The organism is Streptomyces sp. NPDC057486 (genome assembly GCF_042802415.1).
GTDB classification, from domain to species: Bacteria; Actinomycetota; Actinomycetes; order Streptomycetales; family Streptomycetaceae; genus Streptomyces; species Streptomyces yanii.
The window spans coordinates 40,004-57,135 of sequence record NZ_JBHVEE010000001.1 but is presented as its reverse complement, the minus strand read 5'-3'; the positions used below and the strand labels follow the sequence as shown (position 1 = coordinate 57,135).

Here is a 17,132-nt window from a genome sequence, read left to right as displayed (position 1 = left end):
GAATCCGTGATGCAGTTCCTTCTCGCGTTCATCGTCGTCGGCCCGCTCATCGGCGCCGTCGCCGCTCTCCTGCCCGCCCCGCCCGGGCTGAAGGGAAAGAGCCCCGACCAGGCCGTGCTCCGCCACGGCGTGACCGTCACCGGCGCGATCCTCGTCGCAGCGATCGTCCTGGCCCTCGGCTTCGACCGCGACCACCCGTCGAAAATGCAGGCCACGACCGACATCAGCTGGATCCCGGCGCTCGACGTCCGCATCCACCTCGGCATCGACGGCATCTCGCTCCCCCTCCTCGTACTGACCGCGCTGCTGACCTTCCTCTGCGCGCTCTACAGCTACTTCAAAATGCCCGAGGGCCCCTCCCCGAAGGCCTTCGTCGCACTCGTCCTCGTCCTCGAGTCGGGCACCCTCGCGACCTTCGCCGTCCTCGACCTGCTGCTGTTCTTCCTGGCATTCGAGATGGTCCTCATCCCGATGTACTTCCTCATCGCCCGCTGGGGCGGCGCACAGAAGCAGGCCGCCGCCTGGAAGTTCATCCTCTACACACTGCTCGGCTCAGTGATCATGCTGCTGGGCCTGCTCCTCATCGGACTGAGGAGCGGCACCTTCGACATGGTGGCACTCGCCACTGACAACGGCCGTGGGCTCACCTCGTCCGTGCAGGTCATCGCCGTTCTCGCCATCGGTGTGGGGCTCGCCGTCAAGACCCCGATGTGGCCGCTGCACAGTTGGCTCCCGGATGCCCACACCGCCGCCCCGACCGTCGGCTCGGTGCTCCTCGCGGGCGTCCTGCTGAAGATGGGCACGTACGGATTCGTCCGCATCCTGCTCCCCATCACGCCCGACGGGATGCAGACCTTCGCGCCCTACCTCGCCGCTTTCGCCGTCGTCGGCATCATCTACGGATCCCTCGCCTGCCTCGCGCTCGCCCGCCCCGGCTCCAAGGGCGACCTCAAGCGCCTGATCGCGTACTCATCCGTCGGCCACATGGGCTTCGTGCTCCTCGGCATCGCGAGCATGACCCCCACCGGCGTCAACGGCGCGCTCTTCGCCAACATCGCCCACGGCCTCATCACCGGCCTGCTGTTCTTCCTGGTCGGCGCAGTCAAGGACCGCTACGGCACCGCCGACCTCGACACCCTCTCCGGCGCCACCGGGGCCGCCCTCTACGGCCGCGCCCCCCGCCTCGGCGGTCTCCTCGCCTTCGCCGCCGTCGCCTCGCTCGGCCTGCCCGGCCTCGCCGGATTCTGGGGCGAGATGCTCGCCCTGTTCGGCGCCTTCGACCCGGCCGACGGCCTCAGCCGCTCCGCCTTCCTCACCTTCATGTCGATCGGCGCGTTCGGCACCCTGCTCACCGCCGCGTACATGCTCATCGTCGTACGCCGCGTCTGCATGGGCGAGAAGCGCGAGGAACCGCACCGCATGGCCGACATCCAGACGTACGAATTCGCCGCCTGGACCCCGCTCGCGGCCCTCACCGTCCTCGCCGGCCTGTGGCCCGCCGTCCTCCTCGGCCTCACCGATCCGGCCGTGCAGAAGCTCCTCGCAGGAGGCAAGTCGTGACCACAGCGGCAGAGACCACCAGCCTCGTCCAGTCCGTCGACTGGCTCGCCGTCGCGCCCCCCGTCATCGTCGCGACGGTCGCCCTGATCATCCTGGTCGCCGACCTCTTCCTCCCCAGGGAGCGCAAGCCGCTGCTCGGCTGGGCGACCGTCGCCGGACTCGTCGCCGCGCTCGCCTTCCTCGTCCCGCTGCGCGACGGCGACCACTCCACCTTCTGCCTCACCACCGGCACCGGCACCACCACGGCCTGCAGCTACACAGCCGACCACTTCGCCCTGGTCATCCAGTTCCTCGTCCTCGGCGGCGCCCTTCTCACCGCACTGCTCTCCCTCGGAGACACCCGCAAGCTCCCCGCGGGCGAGTTCTGGTTCCTGCTGCTGTCCTCCGCGGCCGGTGCCGCACTCCTGCCCGCCGCCCGCGACCTCGCCACCCTCGTCGTCGCCCTCGAAGTCGCCTCCCTGCCCGCCTTCGCCCTCGTCGGCATCAAGCGCGGCGACCGGCGCTCCTCCGAGGCAGCCCTGAAGTTCTTCCTCTCCTCCGTCGTCGCGACCGCCGTCACGCTCCTCGGCGTCAGCTTCGTGTACGCCGCAACCGGCACCCTCCACCTCACGGAACTCGCCACCCGCCTCGACGACGTCCCCGGCCGGCTCGACACCCTCGCCCAGGCGGGCGTCGCCCTCACCCTCGTCGGCTTCGCCTTCAAGACAGCCGCCGCACCCTTCCACTTCTGGGTCCCCGACACCTACGTCGGCGCCCCGCTCCCCGTCGCCGCCTACCTCTCGGTCGTCGGCAAAGCGGTCGGCTTCTCCGGGCTCATCCTCGTCACCGTGATCGGGTTCCCGTCGTACGCCGACGTCTGGGGCCCCGCACTCGCCGTCGTCGCCGCACTCACCATGACCATCGGCAATGTCGCCGCGCTCCGCCAGACCGCCACCCGCGCCCGCAGCGCCGTACGCCTGCTCGCCTGGTCGTCCGTCGCCCAGGCCGGCTACCTCCTGGTGCCGATCGCCTCCGCCGCGTACTCCAGCAACGACCAGATCGGCTCCACCGTCGCGTACGCCCTCATGTACGCCGTCGTGAACCTCGGCGCCTTCGCGGTGGCCGCCCTCGTCTCCCGCACAAGCCCGGACAACCGTCTCTCCGACTACCGCGGCCTGTACGCCACCCGCCCCCTCGCCGCCCTCGCCATGGCCTTCTTCCTGCTCTGCCTCGCCGGACTGCCGCCGGGCATCGTCGGCCTCTTCGCCAAGGTCACGGTCTTCTCCGCCGCCGTCGACGCAGGCCTCGGCTGGCTCGCGGTCGTCATGGCCGTCAACGTCGTGATCGCGCTCTACTACTACCTCCAGTGGACGGCGGTGCTCTTCCGCGGACCGGAAGAGCCCGAGGCCGCGGCCGCCCCGGCAGGCGAGGCGGGCACGACACCCACCCTGCGCGTGACCGCACCGACGTCCCTCACCGCCGCGATCGCCCTCACCGCCGCCGTCGGCATCGTGCTCTCCGGAGCCCCCCAGCTCGTGCTCAGGTTCGCCGCGGTCAATCTCTTCTGACCGCGCACCGACCGCCCTGGATCGGCTTGCCCCGGCCTGGCCACACAGGGCAGGGTCATGCCCGCACACCACGCATACGTACACACAAAAGGAGCCAGGGCAGTGCTCAACGGGTTCAAGGACTTCATCCTGCGCGGAAACGTGATCTCCATGGCGATCGGACTCGCCGTCGGAGCCGCGTTCACCGCAGTCGTCACAGGATTCAGCAACGCATTCATCGTGCCGCTGATCGGAGTCATCACCCGAGGCACCGGAGACTTCAGCAGGGCCACCTTCCAGGTCGAGGGCGTGAAGTTCCCCTACGGACTGTTCGTCAGCGCCTCCATCGCCTTCCTGATCACCGCCGCCGTTCTCTACTTCTGCGTCGTCGTCCCCATGACGAAGGTCCAGAACCGCTTCTCGGTCAAGGCCGAGGAGAAGGTCGACATCAAGGCCGCCCTGCGCGACTGCCCCCGCTGCTACACGGCCATCCCGGCCATCGCCTCCCGCTGCGCCCACTGCACCAGCGAGATCACGCCCGACCCCGAGGCCCTCGCACTCGCCGGACTCCCCGCCCAGCGCTGACCCACCCCCGGCGACCGCGCGCACCGACACCCGTACGGCCCAGTGCCTGCTCCGGCCCGAACAGCCTGACAGGCCCTGCCCTCCGGCCGCACGCACAAGGGAACTAGCTCTCCTCGCCTGGCGTTGACCAGTACGGGAGGCTCCACTGGGGAGTGGAGCACCACCCAGCAAGGGTTCCCCTGCTGCACCACTTGGAGGGCGTACCGTGCACCGCCGGCACAACGGGCTGAGAACCGCCGTACTCCTCGGGGGCCTGTCCGCACTCATCATCGTCATCGGCAGTTTCTTCGGACGTACAGGCCTGATCGTCGCGCTCCTCGTAGCCGTCGGCACCAACGCCTACGCCTACTGGAACAGCGACAAACTCGCACTACGGGCCATGCGAGCCCGCCCGGTCAGCGAATTCGAGGCGCCACAGCTCTACCGCATGGTCCGCGAACTCTCCACCACGGCCCGCCAGCCCATGCCACGGCTCTACATCTCCCCGACCCAGGCACCCAACGCCTTCGCCACCGGCCGCAACCCGCGCAACGCCGCAGTGTGCTGCACCGAAGGCATCCTGCAGATCCTGGACGAACGCGAACTGCGAGGCGTCCTCGGCCACGAACTCAGTCATGTCTACAACCGCGACATCCTGATCTCGTCAGTCGCCGGAGCACTCGCCTCCGTCGTCATGTTCCTGGTCAACTTCGCATGGCTGATCCCGGTCGGCCGGTCCAACGACGACGAAGGCCCAGGCATCCTCGGCATGCTGTTGATCATGATCCTCGGCCCGCTCGCCGCCAGCGTCATCCAACTCGCCGTCAGCCGCTCCCGCGAATACGAGGCGGACGCCTCGGGCGCCCAACTGACCGGCGACCCCCTGGCCCTCGCCAGCGCCCTGCGCAAACTGGACGCCGGAACAAAACAGCTGCCCCTGCCCCCCGAGCCGAAGATCGAGACCGCGAGTCACATGATGATCGCGAACCCGTTCCGCCCCGGCCAGGGCATGTCCAAGATGTTCTCCACGCACCCGCCGATGGCGGAGCGCATTGCCCGACTTGAGCAGATGGCAGGTCATCGCCCATGAAGACAATCCTGAACGTCATATGGCTCGTCCTGTGCGGATTCTGGATGTTCCTCGGCTACCTGGTCGCCGGCGTCCTGCTGTGCATCACCATCATCGGCATCCCCTTCGGCCTCGCGGCCTTCCGCATCGGCATCTACGCACTGTGGCCCTTCGGCTACACCGTCGTCGACCGCCGAGACGCCGGTGCACCCTCCTGCGTGGGCAACGTCCTCTGGCTGATCCTCGCGGGCTGGTGGCTGGCCCTCGGCCACATCACCACCGGAATCGCCCTCTGCCTCACGATCATCGGCATCCCGCTCGGCATCGCGAACTTCAAGATGCTCCCGGTCTCCCTCATGCCCTTCGGCAAGGAAATCGTCCGCACGGACCAGCCGTTCGCCACCCGGTAGGACGACGGCACGACCGGGAGGCCACGGGGGAGCCGGGCAGCGCATCCGCCGAAACGGCCACGTCACGCAGACGGCATCGGGCCACCCGCCACCGATTGTCAGTGCCGTCCTCCACCATGAACCCATGAACGACACCGAGCAGTTGCCGGCAGCCGTGGAGAAGACAGCGCACACCACCCCACGGTGGGAGAGGTACCCCCTCCCGGCAGCTCCGTCCACCCAGGACATCGCCCGGGCGGAAGCGACCCTCGGCTTCGCAGTGGACTGCCGCACCGAGCGCACCACCGTCCTGCTCCTCGAACCGAACGCCGACGAACCGCAGCACGCCCGGTACATCGACCGGCCCGATCTCGCCACCTGGCTGCGCGCATGGCTGGACGGAGCGGGTTGGTACGGGGAGGACGCCGACGACGAAGCAATGGACCACCCGCAGCCCTGGCCGGACTACAACACCCGCATATGAACAGGCTGTGACCTGCCGCTCATCCCGCTCGACCGGCAACCGTCCAGGCCCACCCGACGTCTTGGATTCCACAACCAAGCGAAGGGTAGGTTCGGCAGCATGACGATTATCGGTTGGATCATTCTCGGACTGCTTGCCGGAGTCATTGCCAAGGTGCTGCTCCCCGGCCGCGACCCCGGCGGGCTGGTCGGCACCACCCTCATCGGAGTCGCCGGCGCCTTCATCGGTGGCTGGATCTCCTCACGCTTCCTCGACCACCCCATATCGAAGAACTTCTACGACACCGGGACATGGATCGCGGCCATCGGCGGCTCACTGGTCCTGCTCATCGTCTACCGGCTGCTCTTCGGGAACTCCCGGGACCGCCACTGACATCCCGTCCGCGCCTCAGACGCCCCACCCGGTCTCGCGCAGGGTCAGATTGAGCCGGCCTCTGCTCATGCCCGTCGCGGGATCGGCCGTCCCCGGACAGACCTTCGGCACACCGTGGAACGCGAAACGTGACTCCCCACCGAAGACGAACAGGTCACCGGAAGCCAACTCCACATCCGTATAAGGCCGTCCACGGTTCTCCGTGTTGCCGAAGCGGAAGACACACGTATCACCGATGCTGAGCGAGACCACCGGCGCACCGGACCGCTCCTCCTTGTCCTGGTGCATGCCCATCCTCGCCGCGCCGTCATAAAAATTGATCAGCGCGGTGTCCGGCGCGTACGTCCCGACCGGACTCTCCTCCCCGTACGCCTCGACCAGCGCCGCCCGCCCCAACTCCGCCAGCCAGTCCGGGAAATCGGCGACCCGCGCCCCGTTCACATCATCCGCGGTCCGCGAGTACCGGTACGGCTGCCAGTGCCACCCCACACAGACCGTCCGGACGGACATCACCCCGCCGCCCGGCAACACCGTGTGCCGCAGCGGCACCGGCCCCCGCGCCCACTCCCGGCAGGCCTCGACCAGCGCCCGCTGGCGCTCCACCGGCAACCACTCCGGCACATGCACGGCACCCGGCGCCACGACAGCCCGCGGCCTCGGGAAGAGACCCGTCATTTCGTCCACCGCCCATCCGTACACAGCCGCTCAGCGTGCAACCGCTCCGCACGCAGGCCGCTCAGCGCGCCGCCAGAGCGCCTTCCAGCCCCAGAAGCTGCTCCTTGCGCTCCAGTCCGCCCGCGTAACCCCGCAGGGCCCCGTCCGCCCCGATCACCCGGTGGCACGGGCGCACGATCAGCAGCGGATTGCGGCCGATCGCCGTCCCCACGGCCCGCACACCCGCCCCGGGTGCGCCGATCCGCTCGGCGATCTGCCCGTAGGACACCGTCTCCCCGTACGGGACGGCGTCCAGCGCGTTCCACACCCGCCGCTGGAACTCCGTGCCCCGACCCTCCGCGTACGCGATGTCGAAGCGGGTCAGCCGCCCCTCGAAATACGCCCTCAGCTGCGCGGCGATCCCGGCGAAGGCCCCCGGCGCGTGGATCCACCCGTCCTGGACGACCTCGGCGCCCTTCTGGCCGGGCAGGGAGAGCGAGGCGAGCGCCACACCGCCGGCGGCGGCCGGTGACTCCTCGCCGACCAGCAGCAGCTCACCCAGCGGGCTGTCGACGGTCGCGTACATGGTCATGGCCGGTCCCTCTCTTCTCCGTACAGGGCGACGAATCACCCGAATCGCCGCTCCATACGGACAAGTCTGCGGCCGCCCGCCACTTGCGACCGGCGGTATTCGGACATCACGTCCGGTGAGGTGCGAGGCGGGCCGGTGCGTACCTCCCGGCCTGCCCCACCCGCGCCCGGACGGACGACCGAAAGACGGACCTACCGGTAGTTCACGAACTGCACCGCGAAGTCGAAGTCCTGGCCCTTCAGCAGTGCCTGCACGGCCTGCAGGTCGTCCCGGCTCTTCGAGCTGACCCGCAGCTCGTCGCCCTGGACCTGCGCCTTGACGCCCTTCGGACCCTCATCGCGAATGATCTTCGCCACCTTCTTGGCGTTCTCCTGGGAGATGCCCTCCTCGATCGTGGCGAAGATCTTGTACTCCTTGCCGGACAGCTGCGGCTCGCCCGCGTCCAGCGACTTGAGCGAGATGCCCCGCTTGATCAGCTTGGACTGGAAGATGTCGAGGATCGCCTTGACCCGCTCCTCGCCGTTCGCCTCCATCAGGATCTTCTCGCCGGACCAGGAGATCGAGGCGCCCGTGCCCTTGAAGTCGTAGCGCTGCGAGATCTCCTTGGCGGCCTGGTTGAGGGCGTTGTCGACCTCCTGCCGCTCGACCTTCGAGACGATGTCGAAACTGGAGTCGGCCATGACGTGTGGCTCCTTGCGTCGAATGCTTGTGGGGTACGACGTAAAGCCTAGCCATCGCCCACCGCCACGAGCACTGATCAATCAGGTGGCGGAGCACCCCACGTCATCAGGTATCGTTTACGTCGTCGCCAAGGAGCCCCGCTCAACGGAGTTCCAACGCGTCGTTCGAGGCGGTGTGCCCGAGTGGCCAAAGGGAGCAGACTGTAAATCTGCCGGCTCAGCCTACCCAGGTTCGAACCCTGGCGCCGCCACTCGAACAGAGCCCCCGACCATCACAGATGGTCGGGGGCTCAGTCATTTTCTGTCCCCTTTGCGGTGAGGCTGCTCAGCCGGCCCACCCGTCAAGCGAGTTGGCGCCGGGTCAGCTGTTCGCCGGTGTCCTCGCGGAGGCCGCGCGCGACACGGCGGGTGGCTGTGCGGATCAGGGCGGTCGAGCGACGCAGGGGTCCTCCTCCCGGCGGGGCTTACGGGCCGTCGGGAGGATCGATGACGCGGGCGGCGGATGGTCACCCGTTCGGCCGCAGAAGCTTCGTACGGGGGAGAGCGGGGGGAGGGGCGTGCCGGGGCTCCGTGCTCCTCCCCGTCGCCCGTTCAGTTGCCCGCGACGTCCTTGATCGCCACCGTCAGCGGCACGTGCCCCGAGATCAGTTCCAGGGTCAGTCCCGCTGTCGCCGGGGTGTCCAGCAGTTCGACCAGCGTTGCCGCCACGTCGTCGCGCGGTACCGTTCCGCGCCCCGTCGAGGCTGCCAGCAGAACCTGCCCGTTGCCCGCGTCGTTGGTGAGCATTCCGGGGCGCAGGATCGTCCAGTCCAGTGCGGTCCTGGAGCGCACGTAAGCGTCGGCGGCGCCCTTGGCCCGCAGGTACACGTCGAAGACCTCGTCGCCCGGGTGGTCCGGATCGGCGCCCATGGAGGAGACCACGACGCAGCGCCGTACGCCCGCCCGTTCCGCCGCGTCCGCGAACAGCACTGCCGCGCCGCGGTCCACCGTGTCCTTGCGGGCCGTGCCGCTGTTCGGTCCCGCGCCGGCCGCGAAGACCGTCGCGTCGGCGCCGCGCAGTACCTCGGCCACGTCCTCCACGGAGGCCGATTCGAGGTCCAGGACGACCGGTTCGGCGCCTGCCGACCGGAGGTCCGCGCCCTGTTCCGGGTTGCGGATGATGCCGACCGCTTCATCTCCGCGCGCAGCGAGCAGCCGCTCCAGCCGCAGCGCGATCTGACCATGTCCACCTGCGATGACAATGCGCATAGTCACGACCGTACGCCGCGGCGCGCCGCCCCGCTCAGGACCCGCCGCCCGGCCCGGGGTCGGGGCGGCTCTGGCGGGGCAGATCGAGTGCGACGACTGTCTCGGAGTCGCAGTACTCGCGGACCGCGCTGGTGCGGGCCACCACGCGTCCGCCGTGCACGACGATCCGGCTGTACGCGAGCGAGAGCGCGCCGGAGAGCTGTTCGCCCCGTACGGCGAGGAGTTCGGCGGGGAAGCCTGCCTCGACGCGGATCTCGGGCAGTCCCATGGCCTTTCTGGCGGCCGTGGAGACGGCGTCGTATGCGTCCTCGGGGCGGAGGCCGCTCTGTGAGGCGAGCAGGTAGGCGGCCTCCAGCGGGTCTCCGCGGCCCACGGGGTTCGCGACGTCGCGCAGTGCCCCGCTGCCTGCCGCCACGCGCACGCCGGCGGCGCGCAGCAGTCGGACGGGGGCGGTGCCGCTGCGTTCGGCGCCGCAGCAGCCGCCCTGGGGGAGGCAGATCACGGTCACGTCGGCGGCGGCGAGCCGGTCGGCGGTGCGGGTCGCGGTTTCCGGGGGGAGCCGGTCGAGGCCGGCGCACGGGCCTATGGCGACGCCGGGCCGGTGTCCGGCGGCCATGGCGGCGAGCCGGGCGATGCGGGCGGGATCGTCGCCGTCCATGTGCAGGTCGACGGGGCAGTGGTGCTCGGCGGCGATCTCCAGGACGGCTTCGGTGTATCCGGCCGGGTCGGGGTCGAGCTCGGGGCAGCCGCCGATCACGCCGGCCCCTGTTTTCACCGCGTCGCGCAGCATGGCGAGGCTGTCGGCGCCTGCGATTCCGGTGAGCAGGCGGGGTACGGCGACCGGGGTCAGCTCGGTGAGTCCGCGCAGGGAGCGGCGCGCCTGGAGCACTGCTTCGAGGCCGGCCAGTCCGGTGACGTCCCCGATCCGTACGTGTGAGCGCAGGGCGGTGGCGCCGTGGCCGAGTTGCAGCAGGGCGGCTTCGGTGGCGCGGCGCTGGATGTCCTCGGGGTGGTGCGAGGCGGGTCCGGAGCTGTCGGGGCCGGTGCTGTCCGCGGTGAGTGCGGTGTCGCTGTGGGCGTGGGGTTCTGCGGGGGCGGGGAGCAGGAGGTAGCCGCGCAGGTCGATGCGGGGGCCTGGGGCGGTCAGGCTGCCCGTGGTGCCGACGGCCTCGATGCGGCCGCGGCCGAGCCGTACGTCGACGATGCGGCCGTCGGTGAGCCGGGCGCCGCACAGGATCAGGGCGTTGGCTTCGGTGGCGGCGTCGGCGGCGTGGTCGTCGGGCTGCCGCGGCCGGCTGTCGGGCATCGCGCTCCTGGGAGGGGTGCAAGATCACGCAGAGTGAGTCGAGCCTAGGGGCGTGTTCGTCCCGGTTCGAGGAGGAGGGAAATAGTCGTACCGGTGTGGCCTCGTGAGCCGTGCGCGACGGGCGGGAGGAGCCGGTGCGGTGGCTGTTCCCGGGCGGCCGGGCGTGGCTCGCGAGGCCGGTCGGGTTGCCGGTCACGTTGCTGATCAGGCCGCGGTTCCGGCCGCCGGTCGGGCTCCCGGCCGGGTCGGCTGCCGGCCGTGGATCGGGGGTCGGTCGGGGTATCGGGGCGGGGCCGGTCATCGCTGGGGCCGGGGGCTCCGAAACGGATTTGGGCGATCGGCGGAGGACCGTGTAATGTCTTCATCGCTCGCCCCAATAGCTCAGTCGGTAGAGCGTCTCCATGGTAAGGAGAAGGTCTACGGTTCGATTCCGTATTGGGGCTCTGGTGATCGGAGAACCCCGCCTCACGGCGGGGGGACCCGTCATCAAAGCGGTGTAGCTCAGTCGGTAGAGCAAGCGGCTCATAATCGCTGTGTCACCGGTTCAAGTCCGGTCACCGCTACTTACGGTAGCCGATTGTGGGGTCGGTCCTTCGATCGGCTACTCTTTTTTGCGTTCATCCGTCCATCCGTCCAAGGAGCACTCACGTGGCTGCCACCGACGTCCGCCCGAAGATCACGCTGGCCTGCGTGGAGTGCAAGGAGCGGAACTACATCACCAAGAAGAACCGGCGTAACAACCCGGACCGTCTTGAGATGAAGAAGCACTGCCCGCGCTGCAACTCGCACACCGCGCACCGCGAAACGCGCTGAATCAGGCTCGCACACGAGGCCGTCCCCACTGGGGGCGGCCTCGTGTCGTTGTATAGGACTGTCCCGTACAGGGTTGTTCATCGGCCTTTTCGTCTTTCATCAGGAGGTAGCGAGCCCATGGCGCTCGACCAGTCCTTCGTCGGGCGGACCTATCCGCCCACCGCGCCGTACGAGGTCGGCCGGGAGAAGATCCGTGAGTTCGCCGAGGCGGTGGGGGACACCAATCCCGCGTACGTCGATCCGGCGGCCGCCCGGGCGCTCGGACATTCCGATGTGATCGCGCCGCCCACCTTTGTCTTCTCGATCACGTTCAAGGCCGCGGGGCAGGTGGTGCAGGACCCGCAGCTGGGCCTGGACTACAGCCGTGTGGTGCACGGTGACCAGAAGTTCGTGTATGTGCGTCCGGTGCGGGCGGGGGACCGGCTGACGGTCACTTCGACGATCGAGAGCGTCAAGTCCATGGCGGGCAACGACATTCTCGACATCCGTGGTGAGGTCCATGACGAGGCCGGCGAGCATGTCGTGACCGCGTGGACGAAGCTGGTGGCGCGCGCCGCCGAGGAGGCGTGATGACGGCGAAGGTGAGTTACGCATCGGTCGAGGTCGGTATGGAGTTGCCGGCGCAGTCCTTCCGGGTGACCCGCGCGACGCTGGTGCAGTACGCGGGCGCCTCCGGTGACTTCAACCCGATCCACTGGAACGAGAAGTTCGCCCTCGAGGTCGGGCTGCCGGATGTGATCGCGCACGGCATGTTCACCATGGCCGAGGCGATCCGGGTGGTCACGGACTGGGCCGGTGACCCGGGTGCGGTCGTCGAGTACGGGGTGCGGTTCACCAAGCCGGTCGTCGTGCCGAACGACGACAAGGGTGCACTGATCGAGGTCAGCGCCAAGGTGGCGGCCCTGCTGGACGACAACCAGGTGCGGGTTGACCTGACGGCGACGAGCGAGGGCAAGAAGGTGCTGGGGATGTCCCGCGCCGTTGTGCGGCTCGCCTGAGCCGTCGGCGAGCCACGTTCATGAGTGAGGGGCATCCCTGCCGGGGGTGCCCCTCACCCGTACTCGCGCGGCCCTCGCGTCACGTTCCGGAGCGGCAGCCCCTACCGCTTGATTAAGTTAGTGATTGAGTACTAACTTAGCTGCATGGTCAGGATGAGCGCAGAGGAGCGGCGCGAGAGCGTCATCCGCGCGGCGATCACCGAGTTCGCCCGCGGTGGGTACAACGCCACTTCCACGGAGGCGATCGCCAAGCGGGTCGGCGTCTCGCAGCCGTACCTCTTCCGTCTCTTCCCCAGTAAGCAGGCCATGTTCCTCGCCGCCTCCGACCGCTGCCTGGCGGACACCCGGAAGGTCTTCGCCGAGGCGGGTGAGGGTCTGGAGGGTCAGGAGGCGCTCCTGGCCATGGCGGCGGCGTATCAGCGCCTCATCGTCGACGACCCCGACAAGCTGCTGATGCAGATGCAGATGTACGCGGCGGTCGCGGCGGCCGAGGCCTCCGGGGACCACGAGTTCGGTGAGTCGATGCGGGCCGGCTGGCTGCAGATGTGGGACGAGGTCCACCTCGCGCTCGGCGCCGATCCCGGCGGGACGACCACCTTCCTCGCGTACGGCATGCTCGTCAACACCCTGACCTCGCTCGGCTTCCCGGCCGGTCACCGTGTCTGGTCCGGTTTCTATCCCTCGGCGCAGCCGAGGGCCTGAGTGGCCGACTGCCCGAACAGTGCGACCCGGGTTCGGCCCGGTTCTCTGCCCACGAAAGTTAGTAATCAATAACTAACCCCCAGGGGGAGCAGTGAATCAGCACACGACAGGCCGCTCAGGAGCGGTCTGGGCCCTCGTCATCACCGGTCTCGCCGGTTTCATGGCGGCCCTCGACAATCTCGTCGTCACCACCGCACTGCCCTCCATCCGCAAGAGTCTCGGCGGCGAGCTGGCGGAGCTCGAGTGGACGGTGAACGCGTACACCCTGACCTTCGCCGTCCTGCTGATGCTCGGTGCCGCTCTCGGCGACCGGTTCGGCCGACGGCGGCTCTTCCTCGCCGGGCTCACCGTCTTCACCGGCGCCTCCGCCGCGGCGGCCCTGTCGTCCGGGATCAACGAGCTGATCGCCTTCAGGGCCGTCCAGGGCATCGGCGCGGCGATCATGATGCCGCTGACGCTCACCCTGCTCACAGCCGCCGTGCCGGCCGCCCGCCGCGGCATGGCTCTCGGGATCTTCAGCGCCGTCACCGGACTCGCCGTGGCCAGTGGTCCGCTGATCGGCGGCAGCCTGACCGAGCACATCTCCTGGCAATGGATCTTCTGGCTGAACGTGCCGGTCGGCCTGGTCCTGCTGCCGCTGGCCCGGCTGCGCCTGGCGGAGTCGTACGCCCCGAACGCCCGGCTCGACATCCCCGGCACGCTCCTCGTCAGCGGAGGCCTCTTCGGCATCGTCTACGGGCTGGTCAACGCCAACGCCGACGGCTGGACCAGCGCCACGGTCCTGACCGGACTGATCGCGGGTTCCGCGCTGATGGGCGGCTTCGTCCACCACGGTTTCCGGGCGAAGAACCCGATGCTGCCGATGCGGCTCTTCCGAAACCGCGGGTTCCTCGGGATCAACATGGCCGGCCTGCTGATGTTCCTCGGGATGTTCGGATCGATCTTCCTGCTCAGCCAGTACCTCCAGGGCGTGCTGGGCTACTCGCCGACCGAGGCCGGGCTGCGGATGCTGCCCTGGACCGGCATGCCGATGCTGGTCGCCCCGATTGCCGGGTATCTCTCCGACCGGTTCGGTGGGCGCCCGGTCGTCGTGACCGGTCTCGCGCTCCAGGCCGTCGGGCTGGCCCTCTTCGCCATGGTCATCGCCCCCGACGCCTCGTACACCGCGCAACTGCCCGCCCTGATGATCGGCGGTGCCGGCATGGCGCTCTACTTCGCGCCGGCCGCCAGCCTCGTCATGTCGAGTGTCCGGCCCGCCGAGCAGGGCATCGCCTCCGGTGCCAACAACGCCCTGCGCGAGGTCGGCGGCGCCCTCGGGGTCGCGGTGCTCGCCTCGGTCTTCTCCGCGCAGGGCGGTTACGGCTCCGCGCAGTCCTTCACGGACGGGACCGTCCCGGCGGTCTGGATCGGGGCCGGTTTCGTGGCGCTCGCCGCGCTCGTGGCACTGCTGATCCCGGGCCGCCGCCCCGCGCCGGCGGCGGAGCCGGAGCCGGCCGTGGAGCGGGCCGCCGTCGCCGTCTGACCCATGGCCCGGTCCGGTCCGAACCGGCTGCCCTGTGTGCACGGTCCGTGGCCCCGCCGGAGCGGTGGTGCCGCGGACCGTACTCTTGTCCCCGTGCAGGAACTCCACGACGCCCCCCTCGCCCCCCTGACCACCTTCCGGCTCGGCGGCCCCGCGGCCCGCCTCCTCACGGCAACGACGGACGCCGAGGTGGTCGACGCCGTGCGTGAGGCCGACGAGGACGGCACTCCGCTCCTCGTCGTCGGCGGCGGCAGCAACCTGGTCATCGGCGACAAGGGCTTCGACGGCACCGCCCTGCGCATCGCGACCAGGGGCTTCGCGCTCTCCGGTACGACGCTGGAACTGGCTGCCGGAGAGATCTGGACGGACGCCGTCGCCCGCACGGTCGAAGCCGGTCTCGCGGGCATCGAGTGCCTGGCCGGAATCCCCGGCTCGGCAGGTGCGACGCCGATCCAGAACGTCGGTGCCTACGGCCAGGAGGTCGCGTCGACCATCACGGAGGTCGTCGCCTACGACCGGTACGCCCGCGAAACGGTCACCATCCCGAATGCCGAGTGCGCGTTCTCGTACCGCCACAGCCGCTTCAAGGCCGAACCCGACCGCTTCGTGGTGCTGCGGGTCCGTTTCGAGCTGGAAGACGCGGGCGGTCTCTCCGCGCCCATCAAGTACCCCGAGACGGCCCGTGCCATGGGTGTCGAACAGGGCGACCGGGTGCCCGCGGCGGCCGCCCGTGAGACCGTGCTGCGGCTCCGGGCCGGGAAGGGCATGGTGCTCGACCCGGAGGACCACGACACCTGGTCGGCGGGGTCCTTCTTCACCAACCCGATCCTCGACGGTGCGCAGTACGAGGCGTTCCTCGCCCGCGCCAAGGACCGGCTCGGCGCCGAGGTGACGCCCCCCGCCTTCCCCGCGGACGGGGGACGCACCAAGACCTCGGCGGCCTGGCTCATCGACCGGGCCGGTTTCACCAAGGGGTACGGATCCGGGCCCGCCCGCATCTCCACCAAGCACACGCTCGCCCTCACCAACCGCGGCGGGGCGACCACCGAGGACCTGCTCGCGCTCGCCCGCGAGGTCGTCGCGGGCGTTCACGACGCCTTCGGCGTCACGCTCGTCAACGAACCGGTGACGGTCGGCGTCACCCTCTGACGCGGGTGTGGCGTCAGTACGCCACGCCCACGCCCTGTTTCACCGCCGCCGGATCGTCGATCAGCGCCAGCATCGCGTGTGCCACATCGGCCCGCGAGATGGACCGGCCGCTGCGCGGATTGCTGCCGTAGACCGTCCGGTACGTCCCGGTCAGCGGCCCGTTGGTGAGCTTCGGCGGCCGGACCGACGTCCAGTCCGTCGCGCTGCGGGCCAGTGCGGCCTCCATCAGCGTGAGGTCGGCATAGACCTCCTTGAGGATCGCCCCGATCGCCTTCAGCATCATCCGGTCCAGCCACGGATCGTCCGCGGGCTTCGGTGCGACCGGGGCCGCGCTCACCACGAGCAGCCGCCGCGTCCCCTCCGCCTCCATCGCCCGCAGCACCGAACCGGTGAGCCGTTCGGCGATCCCGTCGGCCCTCCGGCCGCGCGAGCCGAGTCCGGAGAGCACCGCGTCCCGCCCGGCGACCGCTTCGCGCAGCGCCTCCGGATCGTCGATCCGCGCCGTTGTACGGACCGTGACGTCGGAGAGCGGGACCGGCAGCCGTGCCGGATCGCGGACCACTGCCGTCACGTCATGGCCCGCGGCCACCGCCTGGCGGACGATCTCCTGGCCGATGCCGCCTGTCGCGCCGAACACCGTGAGTCTCATGGCGCACCCTCCCCGGGTGGGTAAGTATTCACTTACCCCTAGAGTGAGTGGATACTCACCACGCGTCAAGCCTCATTGGAGTGCACATGGAGCAGAAGCCGGCCCGCGTCCGCATCGTCGACGCCGCCCACCAGCTGATGCTCACCATCGGCCTGGCCCGGGCCACCACCAAGGAAATCGCCCGGACCGCGGGCTGTTCGGAGGCGGCCCTCTACAAGCACTTCCGGAGCAAGGAGGAGCTGTTCGTGGCTGTCCTCAAGGAGCGGTTGCCGAAGCTCAACCCGCTCCTGCGACGGCTGACCGCCGACCCGGCGGCGGGGGAGCGGACGGTCGAGGAGAACCTCACCGAGATCGCCCGCGAGGCCGCGCTCTTCTACGCCCAGAGCTTCCCGATCGCCGCGTCCCTCTACGCCGAGCCGCGGCTCAAGACCCGCCACGACGCGGCCATGCGCGAGCTCGGCACCGGCCCGCACATGCCGATCCAGGGCGTCGCCGCCTACCTCCGCAGCGAGCAGTCCGCGGGTCGCGTCCGGCCCGGCGCCGACACCTATGCCGCCGCGTCGCTGCTGCTCGGCGCCTGCGTCCAGCGCGCGTTCGCCTACGACGCGACGGACGAGGGCCGCCCGCCGCAGTCACTCGACGAGTTCGCCGCATCCGTGGCCCGGACGGTGCTGCACGGAATCGGCGCGTAAGGCCTGTCCCGTCATCCCTGCGGGCGGTCCTCGGCGTAGTGCTCGGCGGCATTCGCCCGGGCCACGTCCGTGACGCCACCGGCCGCGTCAGCGATGCGAGCGCCCAGCTCCGCCAGCTCCAGGGCGGCGCGCCCGGCATCGGTCCACACGAAATCGCCGGCCG

At 69.7% G+C, this 17,132-nt stretch carries 20 protein-coding genes, 3 tRNA genes and 1 pseudogene; 17 read left to right on the top strand and 7 right to left on the bottom strand.

Annotated features, from left to right (window positions below; genetic code table 11):
- The first annotated feature begins 9 nt into the window (after positions 1 to 9).
- The 7 genes from ACFU6I_RS00330 (at position 10) to ACFU6I_RS00300 (ending at position 5,964) form a co-directional block, all read left to right on the top strand.
- Positions 10 to 1,560: a NuoM family protein gene (locus tag ACFU6I_RS00330; protein ID WP_384360203.1), complete on the top strand. Its 1,551-nt coding sequence runs from the start codon at positions 10 to 12 to the stop codon at positions 1,558 to 1,560.
- Entirely contained in the window at positions 1,557 to 3,107 is a 1,551-nt protein-coding gene (locus ACFU6I_RS00325) for an NADH-quinone oxidoreductase subunit N (RefSeq protein WP_384359811.1), read from the top strand. Before ACFU6I_RS00330 ends, ACFU6I_RS00325 begins: the two co-directional genes overlap by 4 nt.
- Positions 3,108 to 3,209: 102 nt before the next feature.
- Positions 3,210 to 3,671, top strand: coding sequence for a large conductance mechanosensitive channel protein MscL (gene mscL, locus ACFU6I_RS00320; protein ID WP_384359809.1), 462 nt, complete (start codon positions 3,210 to 3,212; stop codon positions 3,669 to 3,671).
- A gap of 205 nt (positions 3,672 to 3,876) precedes the next feature.
- Positions 3,877 to 4,740 (top strand): zinc metalloprotease HtpX, encoded by an 864-nt coding sequence (htpX, locus tag ACFU6I_RS00315; RefSeq protein ID WP_345514931.1) that lies wholly within the window; start codon positions 3,877 to 3,879, stop codon positions 4,738 to 4,740.
- Positions 4,737 to 5,129, top strand: coding sequence for a YccF domain-containing protein (locus ACFU6I_RS00310; protein ID WP_266982651.1), 393 nt, complete (start codon positions 4,737 to 4,739; stop codon positions 5,127 to 5,129). Before htpX ends, ACFU6I_RS00310 begins: the two co-directional genes overlap by 4 nt.
- Positions 5,130 to 5,253: 124 nt before the next feature.
- Complete coding sequence (locus tag ACFU6I_RS00305; protein ID WP_384359807.1) at positions 5,254 to 5,592, top strand: hypothetical protein; 339 nt, start codon at positions 5,254 to 5,256, stop codon at positions 5,590 to 5,592.
- Positions 5,593 to 5,691: 99 nt separating this feature from the next.
- Positions 5,692 to 5,964 (top strand): GlsB/YeaQ/YmgE family stress response membrane protein, encoded by a 273-nt coding sequence (locus ACFU6I_RS00300; RefSeq protein WP_384359805.1) that lies wholly within the window; start codon positions 5,692 to 5,694, stop codon positions 5,962 to 5,964.
- A gap of 15 nt (positions 5,965 to 5,979) precedes the next feature.
- On the opposite strand, the gene ACFU6I_RS00295 is transcribed toward ACFU6I_RS00300, so the two are convergent.
- From ACFU6I_RS00295 to ACFU6I_RS00285, 3 genes are all read right to left on the bottom strand, one after another.
- Positions 5,980 to 6,639 carry an alpha-ketoglutarate-dependent dioxygenase AlkB family protein gene (locus tag ACFU6I_RS00295; protein ID WP_384360201.1) on the bottom strand — a complete coding sequence of 220 codons (660 nt, stop codon included), beginning with the start codon at positions 6,637 to 6,639 and terminating at the stop codon, positions 5,980 to 5,982.
- A gap of 61 nt (positions 6,640 to 6,700) precedes the next feature.
- On the bottom strand, positions 6,701 to 7,210 hold the full coding sequence (locus ACFU6I_RS00290) for a methylated-DNA--[protein]-cysteine S-methyltransferase (protein WP_384359803.1): 510 nt from the start codon (positions 7,208 to 7,210) through the stop codon (positions 6,701 to 6,703).
- A 191-nt stretch (positions 7,211 to 7,401) separates the two neighbouring features.
- The gene (locus ACFU6I_RS00285) at positions 7,402 to 7,890 is read right to left on the bottom strand and encodes a YajQ family cyclic di-GMP-binding protein (protein WP_030926258.1); all 489 of its coding nucleotides are present in this window, start codon (positions 7,888 to 7,890) and stop codon (positions 7,402 to 7,404) included.
- 169 nt (positions 7,891 to 8,059) lie between these two features.
- On the opposite strand from ACFU6I_RS00285, the gene ACFU6I_RS00280 reads away from it, so the two are divergent.
- Positions 8,060 to 8,141, top strand: a tRNA-Tyr gene (locus tag ACFU6I_RS00280).
- A 340-nt stretch (positions 8,142 to 8,481) separates the two neighbouring features.
- On the opposite strand, the gene ACFU6I_RS00275 is transcribed toward ACFU6I_RS00280, so the two are convergent.
- Both ACFU6I_RS00275 and ACFU6I_RS00270 read right to left on the bottom strand, forming a co-directional pair.
- Complete coding sequence (locus ACFU6I_RS00275; RefSeq protein ID WP_384359801.1) at positions 8,482 to 9,138, bottom strand: SDR family oxidoreductase; 657 nt, start codon at positions 9,136 to 9,138, stop codon at positions 8,482 to 8,484.
- Between the two features lie 34 nt (positions 9,139 to 9,172).
- A complete protein-coding gene (locus ACFU6I_RS00270; protein ID WP_384359799.1) occupies positions 9,173 to 10,444 on the bottom strand; it encodes an amidohydrolase family protein in 1,272 nt (423 codons plus the stop codon).
- Between the two features lie 370 nt (positions 10,445 to 10,814).
- On the opposite strand from ACFU6I_RS00270, the gene ACFU6I_RS00265 reads away from it, so the two are divergent.
- From ACFU6I_RS00265 to ACFU6I_RS00230, 8 genes are all read left to right on the top strand, one after another.
- Positions 10,815 to 10,887 (top strand) — tRNA-Thr (locus ACFU6I_RS00265).
- Between the two features lie 47 nt (positions 10,888 to 10,934).
- Positions 10,935 to 11,007, top strand: a tRNA-Met gene (locus ACFU6I_RS00260).
- A gap of 85 nt (positions 11,008 to 11,092) precedes the next feature.
- Positions 11,093 to 11,257, top strand: a complete 165-nt coding sequence (gene rpmG, locus ACFU6I_RS00255; RefSeq protein WP_003956487.1) for a 50S ribosomal protein L33 — start codon at positions 11,093 to 11,095, stop codon at positions 11,255 to 11,257.
- Between the two features lie 117 nt (positions 11,258 to 11,374).
- A complete protein-coding gene (locus ACFU6I_RS00250) occupies positions 11,375 to 11,827 on the top strand; it encodes a MaoC family dehydratase N-terminal domain-containing protein (RefSeq protein WP_345514940.1) in 453 nt (150 codons plus the stop codon).
- The gene (locus tag ACFU6I_RS00245; RefSeq protein ID WP_384359797.1) at positions 11,827 to 12,255 is read left to right on the top strand and encodes a MaoC family dehydratase; all 429 of its coding nucleotides are present in this window, start codon (positions 11,827 to 11,829) and stop codon (positions 12,253 to 12,255) included. The genes ACFU6I_RS00250 and ACFU6I_RS00245 overlap by 1 nt, the downstream gene beginning before the upstream one ends.
- A gap of 153 nt (positions 12,256 to 12,408) precedes the next feature.
- Positions 12,409 to 12,957: a TetR/AcrR family transcriptional regulator gene (locus tag ACFU6I_RS00240; RefSeq protein WP_384360199.1), complete on the top strand. Its 549-nt coding sequence runs from the start codon at positions 12,409 to 12,411 to the stop codon at positions 12,955 to 12,957.
- Between the two features lie 91 nt (positions 12,958 to 13,048).
- Positions 13,049 to 14,479, top strand: coding sequence for a DHA2 family efflux MFS transporter permease subunit (locus tag ACFU6I_RS00235; RefSeq protein ID WP_384359795.1), 1,431 nt, complete (start codon positions 13,049 to 13,051; stop codon positions 14,477 to 14,479).
- Positions 14,480 to 14,572: 93 nt separating this feature from the next.
- Positions 14,573 to 15,628, top strand: a complete 1,056-nt coding sequence (locus tag ACFU6I_RS00230) for a UDP-N-acetylmuramate dehydrogenase (RefSeq protein ID WP_384359793.1) — start codon at positions 14,573 to 14,575, stop codon at positions 15,626 to 15,628.
- A 13-nt stretch (positions 15,629 to 15,641) separates the two neighbouring features.
- On the opposite strand, the gene ACFU6I_RS00225 is transcribed toward ACFU6I_RS00230, so the two are convergent.
- Positions 15,642 to 16,277, bottom strand: coding sequence for an NAD(P)-dependent oxidoreductase (locus tag ACFU6I_RS00225; RefSeq protein WP_384359791.1), 636 nt, complete (start codon positions 16,275 to 16,277; stop codon positions 15,642 to 15,644).
- Between the two features lie 86 nt (positions 16,278 to 16,363).
- Here ACFU6I_RS00225 and ACFU6I_RS00220 point away from each other — a divergent pair, with 86 nt between their 5' ends.
- The gene (locus tag ACFU6I_RS00220) at positions 16,364 to 16,969 is read left to right on the top strand and encodes a TetR/AcrR family transcriptional regulator (protein WP_384359789.1); all 606 of its coding nucleotides are present in this window, start codon (positions 16,364 to 16,366) and stop codon (positions 16,967 to 16,969) included.
- Between the two features lie 23 nt (positions 16,970 to 16,992).
- Here ACFU6I_RS00220 and ACFU6I_RS00215 read toward each other — a convergent pair.
- Positions 16,993 to 17,118 (bottom strand): annotated as a pseudogene (locus tag ACFU6I_RS00215) (carboxymuconolactone decarboxylase family protein); the annotation flags it as partial.
- Positions 17,119 to 17,132 lie beyond the last annotated feature (14 nt).

What these genes read in the sequence shown, in the direction of transcription:
- ACFU6I_RS00300 (WP_384359805.1), top strand. Translation starts at nt 5,692, where the DNA reads ATGACGATTATCGGTTGGATCATTCTCGGACTGCTTGCCGGAGTCATT.
- ACFU6I_RS00270 (WP_384359799.1), bottom strand. Translation starts at nt 10,444, where the DNA reads ATGCCCGACAGCCGGCCGCGGCAGCCCGACGACCACGCCGCCGACGCC.
- ACFU6I_RS00330 (WP_384360203.1), top strand. Translation starts at nt 10, where the DNA reads ATGCAGTTCCTTCTCGCGTTCATCGTCGTCGGCCCGCTCATCGGCGCC.
- ACFU6I_RS00310 (WP_266982651.1), top strand. Translation starts at nt 4,737, where the DNA reads ATGAAGACAATCCTGAACGTCATATGGCTCGTCCTGTGCGGATTCTGG.
- ACFU6I_RS00305 (WP_384359807.1), top strand. Translation starts at nt 5,254, where the DNA reads ATGAACGACACCGAGCAGTTGCCGGCAGCCGTGGAGAAGACAGCGCAC.
- ACFU6I_RS00250 (WP_345514940.1), top strand. Translation starts at nt 11,375, where the DNA reads ATGGCGCTCGACCAGTCCTTCGTCGGGCGGACCTATCCGCCCACCGCG.
- ACFU6I_RS00225 (WP_384359791.1), bottom strand. Translation starts at nt 16,277, where the DNA reads ATGAGACTCACGGTGTTCGGCGCGACAGGCGGCATCGGCCAGGAGATC.
- ACFU6I_RS00220 (WP_384359789.1), top strand. Translation starts at nt 16,364, where the DNA reads ATGGAGCAGAAGCCGGCCCGCGTCCGCATCGTCGACGCCGCCCACCAG.
- ACFU6I_RS00240 (WP_384360199.1), top strand. Translation starts at nt 12,409, where the DNA reads ATGAGCGCAGAGGAGCGGCGCGAGAGCGTCATCCGCGCGGCGATCACC.
- ACFU6I_RS00285 (WP_030926258.1), bottom strand. Translation starts at nt 7,890, where the DNA reads ATGGCCGACTCCAGTTTCGACATCGTCTCGAAGGTCGAGCGGCAGGAG.
- ACFU6I_RS00290 (WP_384359803.1), bottom strand. Translation starts at nt 7,210, where the DNA reads ATGACCATGTACGCGACCGTCGACAGCCCGCTGGGTGAGCTGCTGCTG.
- ACFU6I_RS00295 (WP_384360201.1), bottom strand. Translation starts at nt 6,639, where the DNA reads ATGACGGGTCTCTTCCCGAGGCCGCGGGCTGTCGTGGCGCCGGGTGCC.
- ACFU6I_RS00245 (WP_384359797.1), top strand. Translation starts at nt 11,827, where the DNA reads ATGACGGCGAAGGTGAGTTACGCATCGGTCGAGGTCGGTATGGAGTTG.
- ACFU6I_RS00275 (WP_384359801.1), bottom strand. Translation starts at nt 9,138, where the DNA reads ATGCGCATTGTCATCGCAGGTGGACATGGTCAGATCGCGCTGCGGCTG.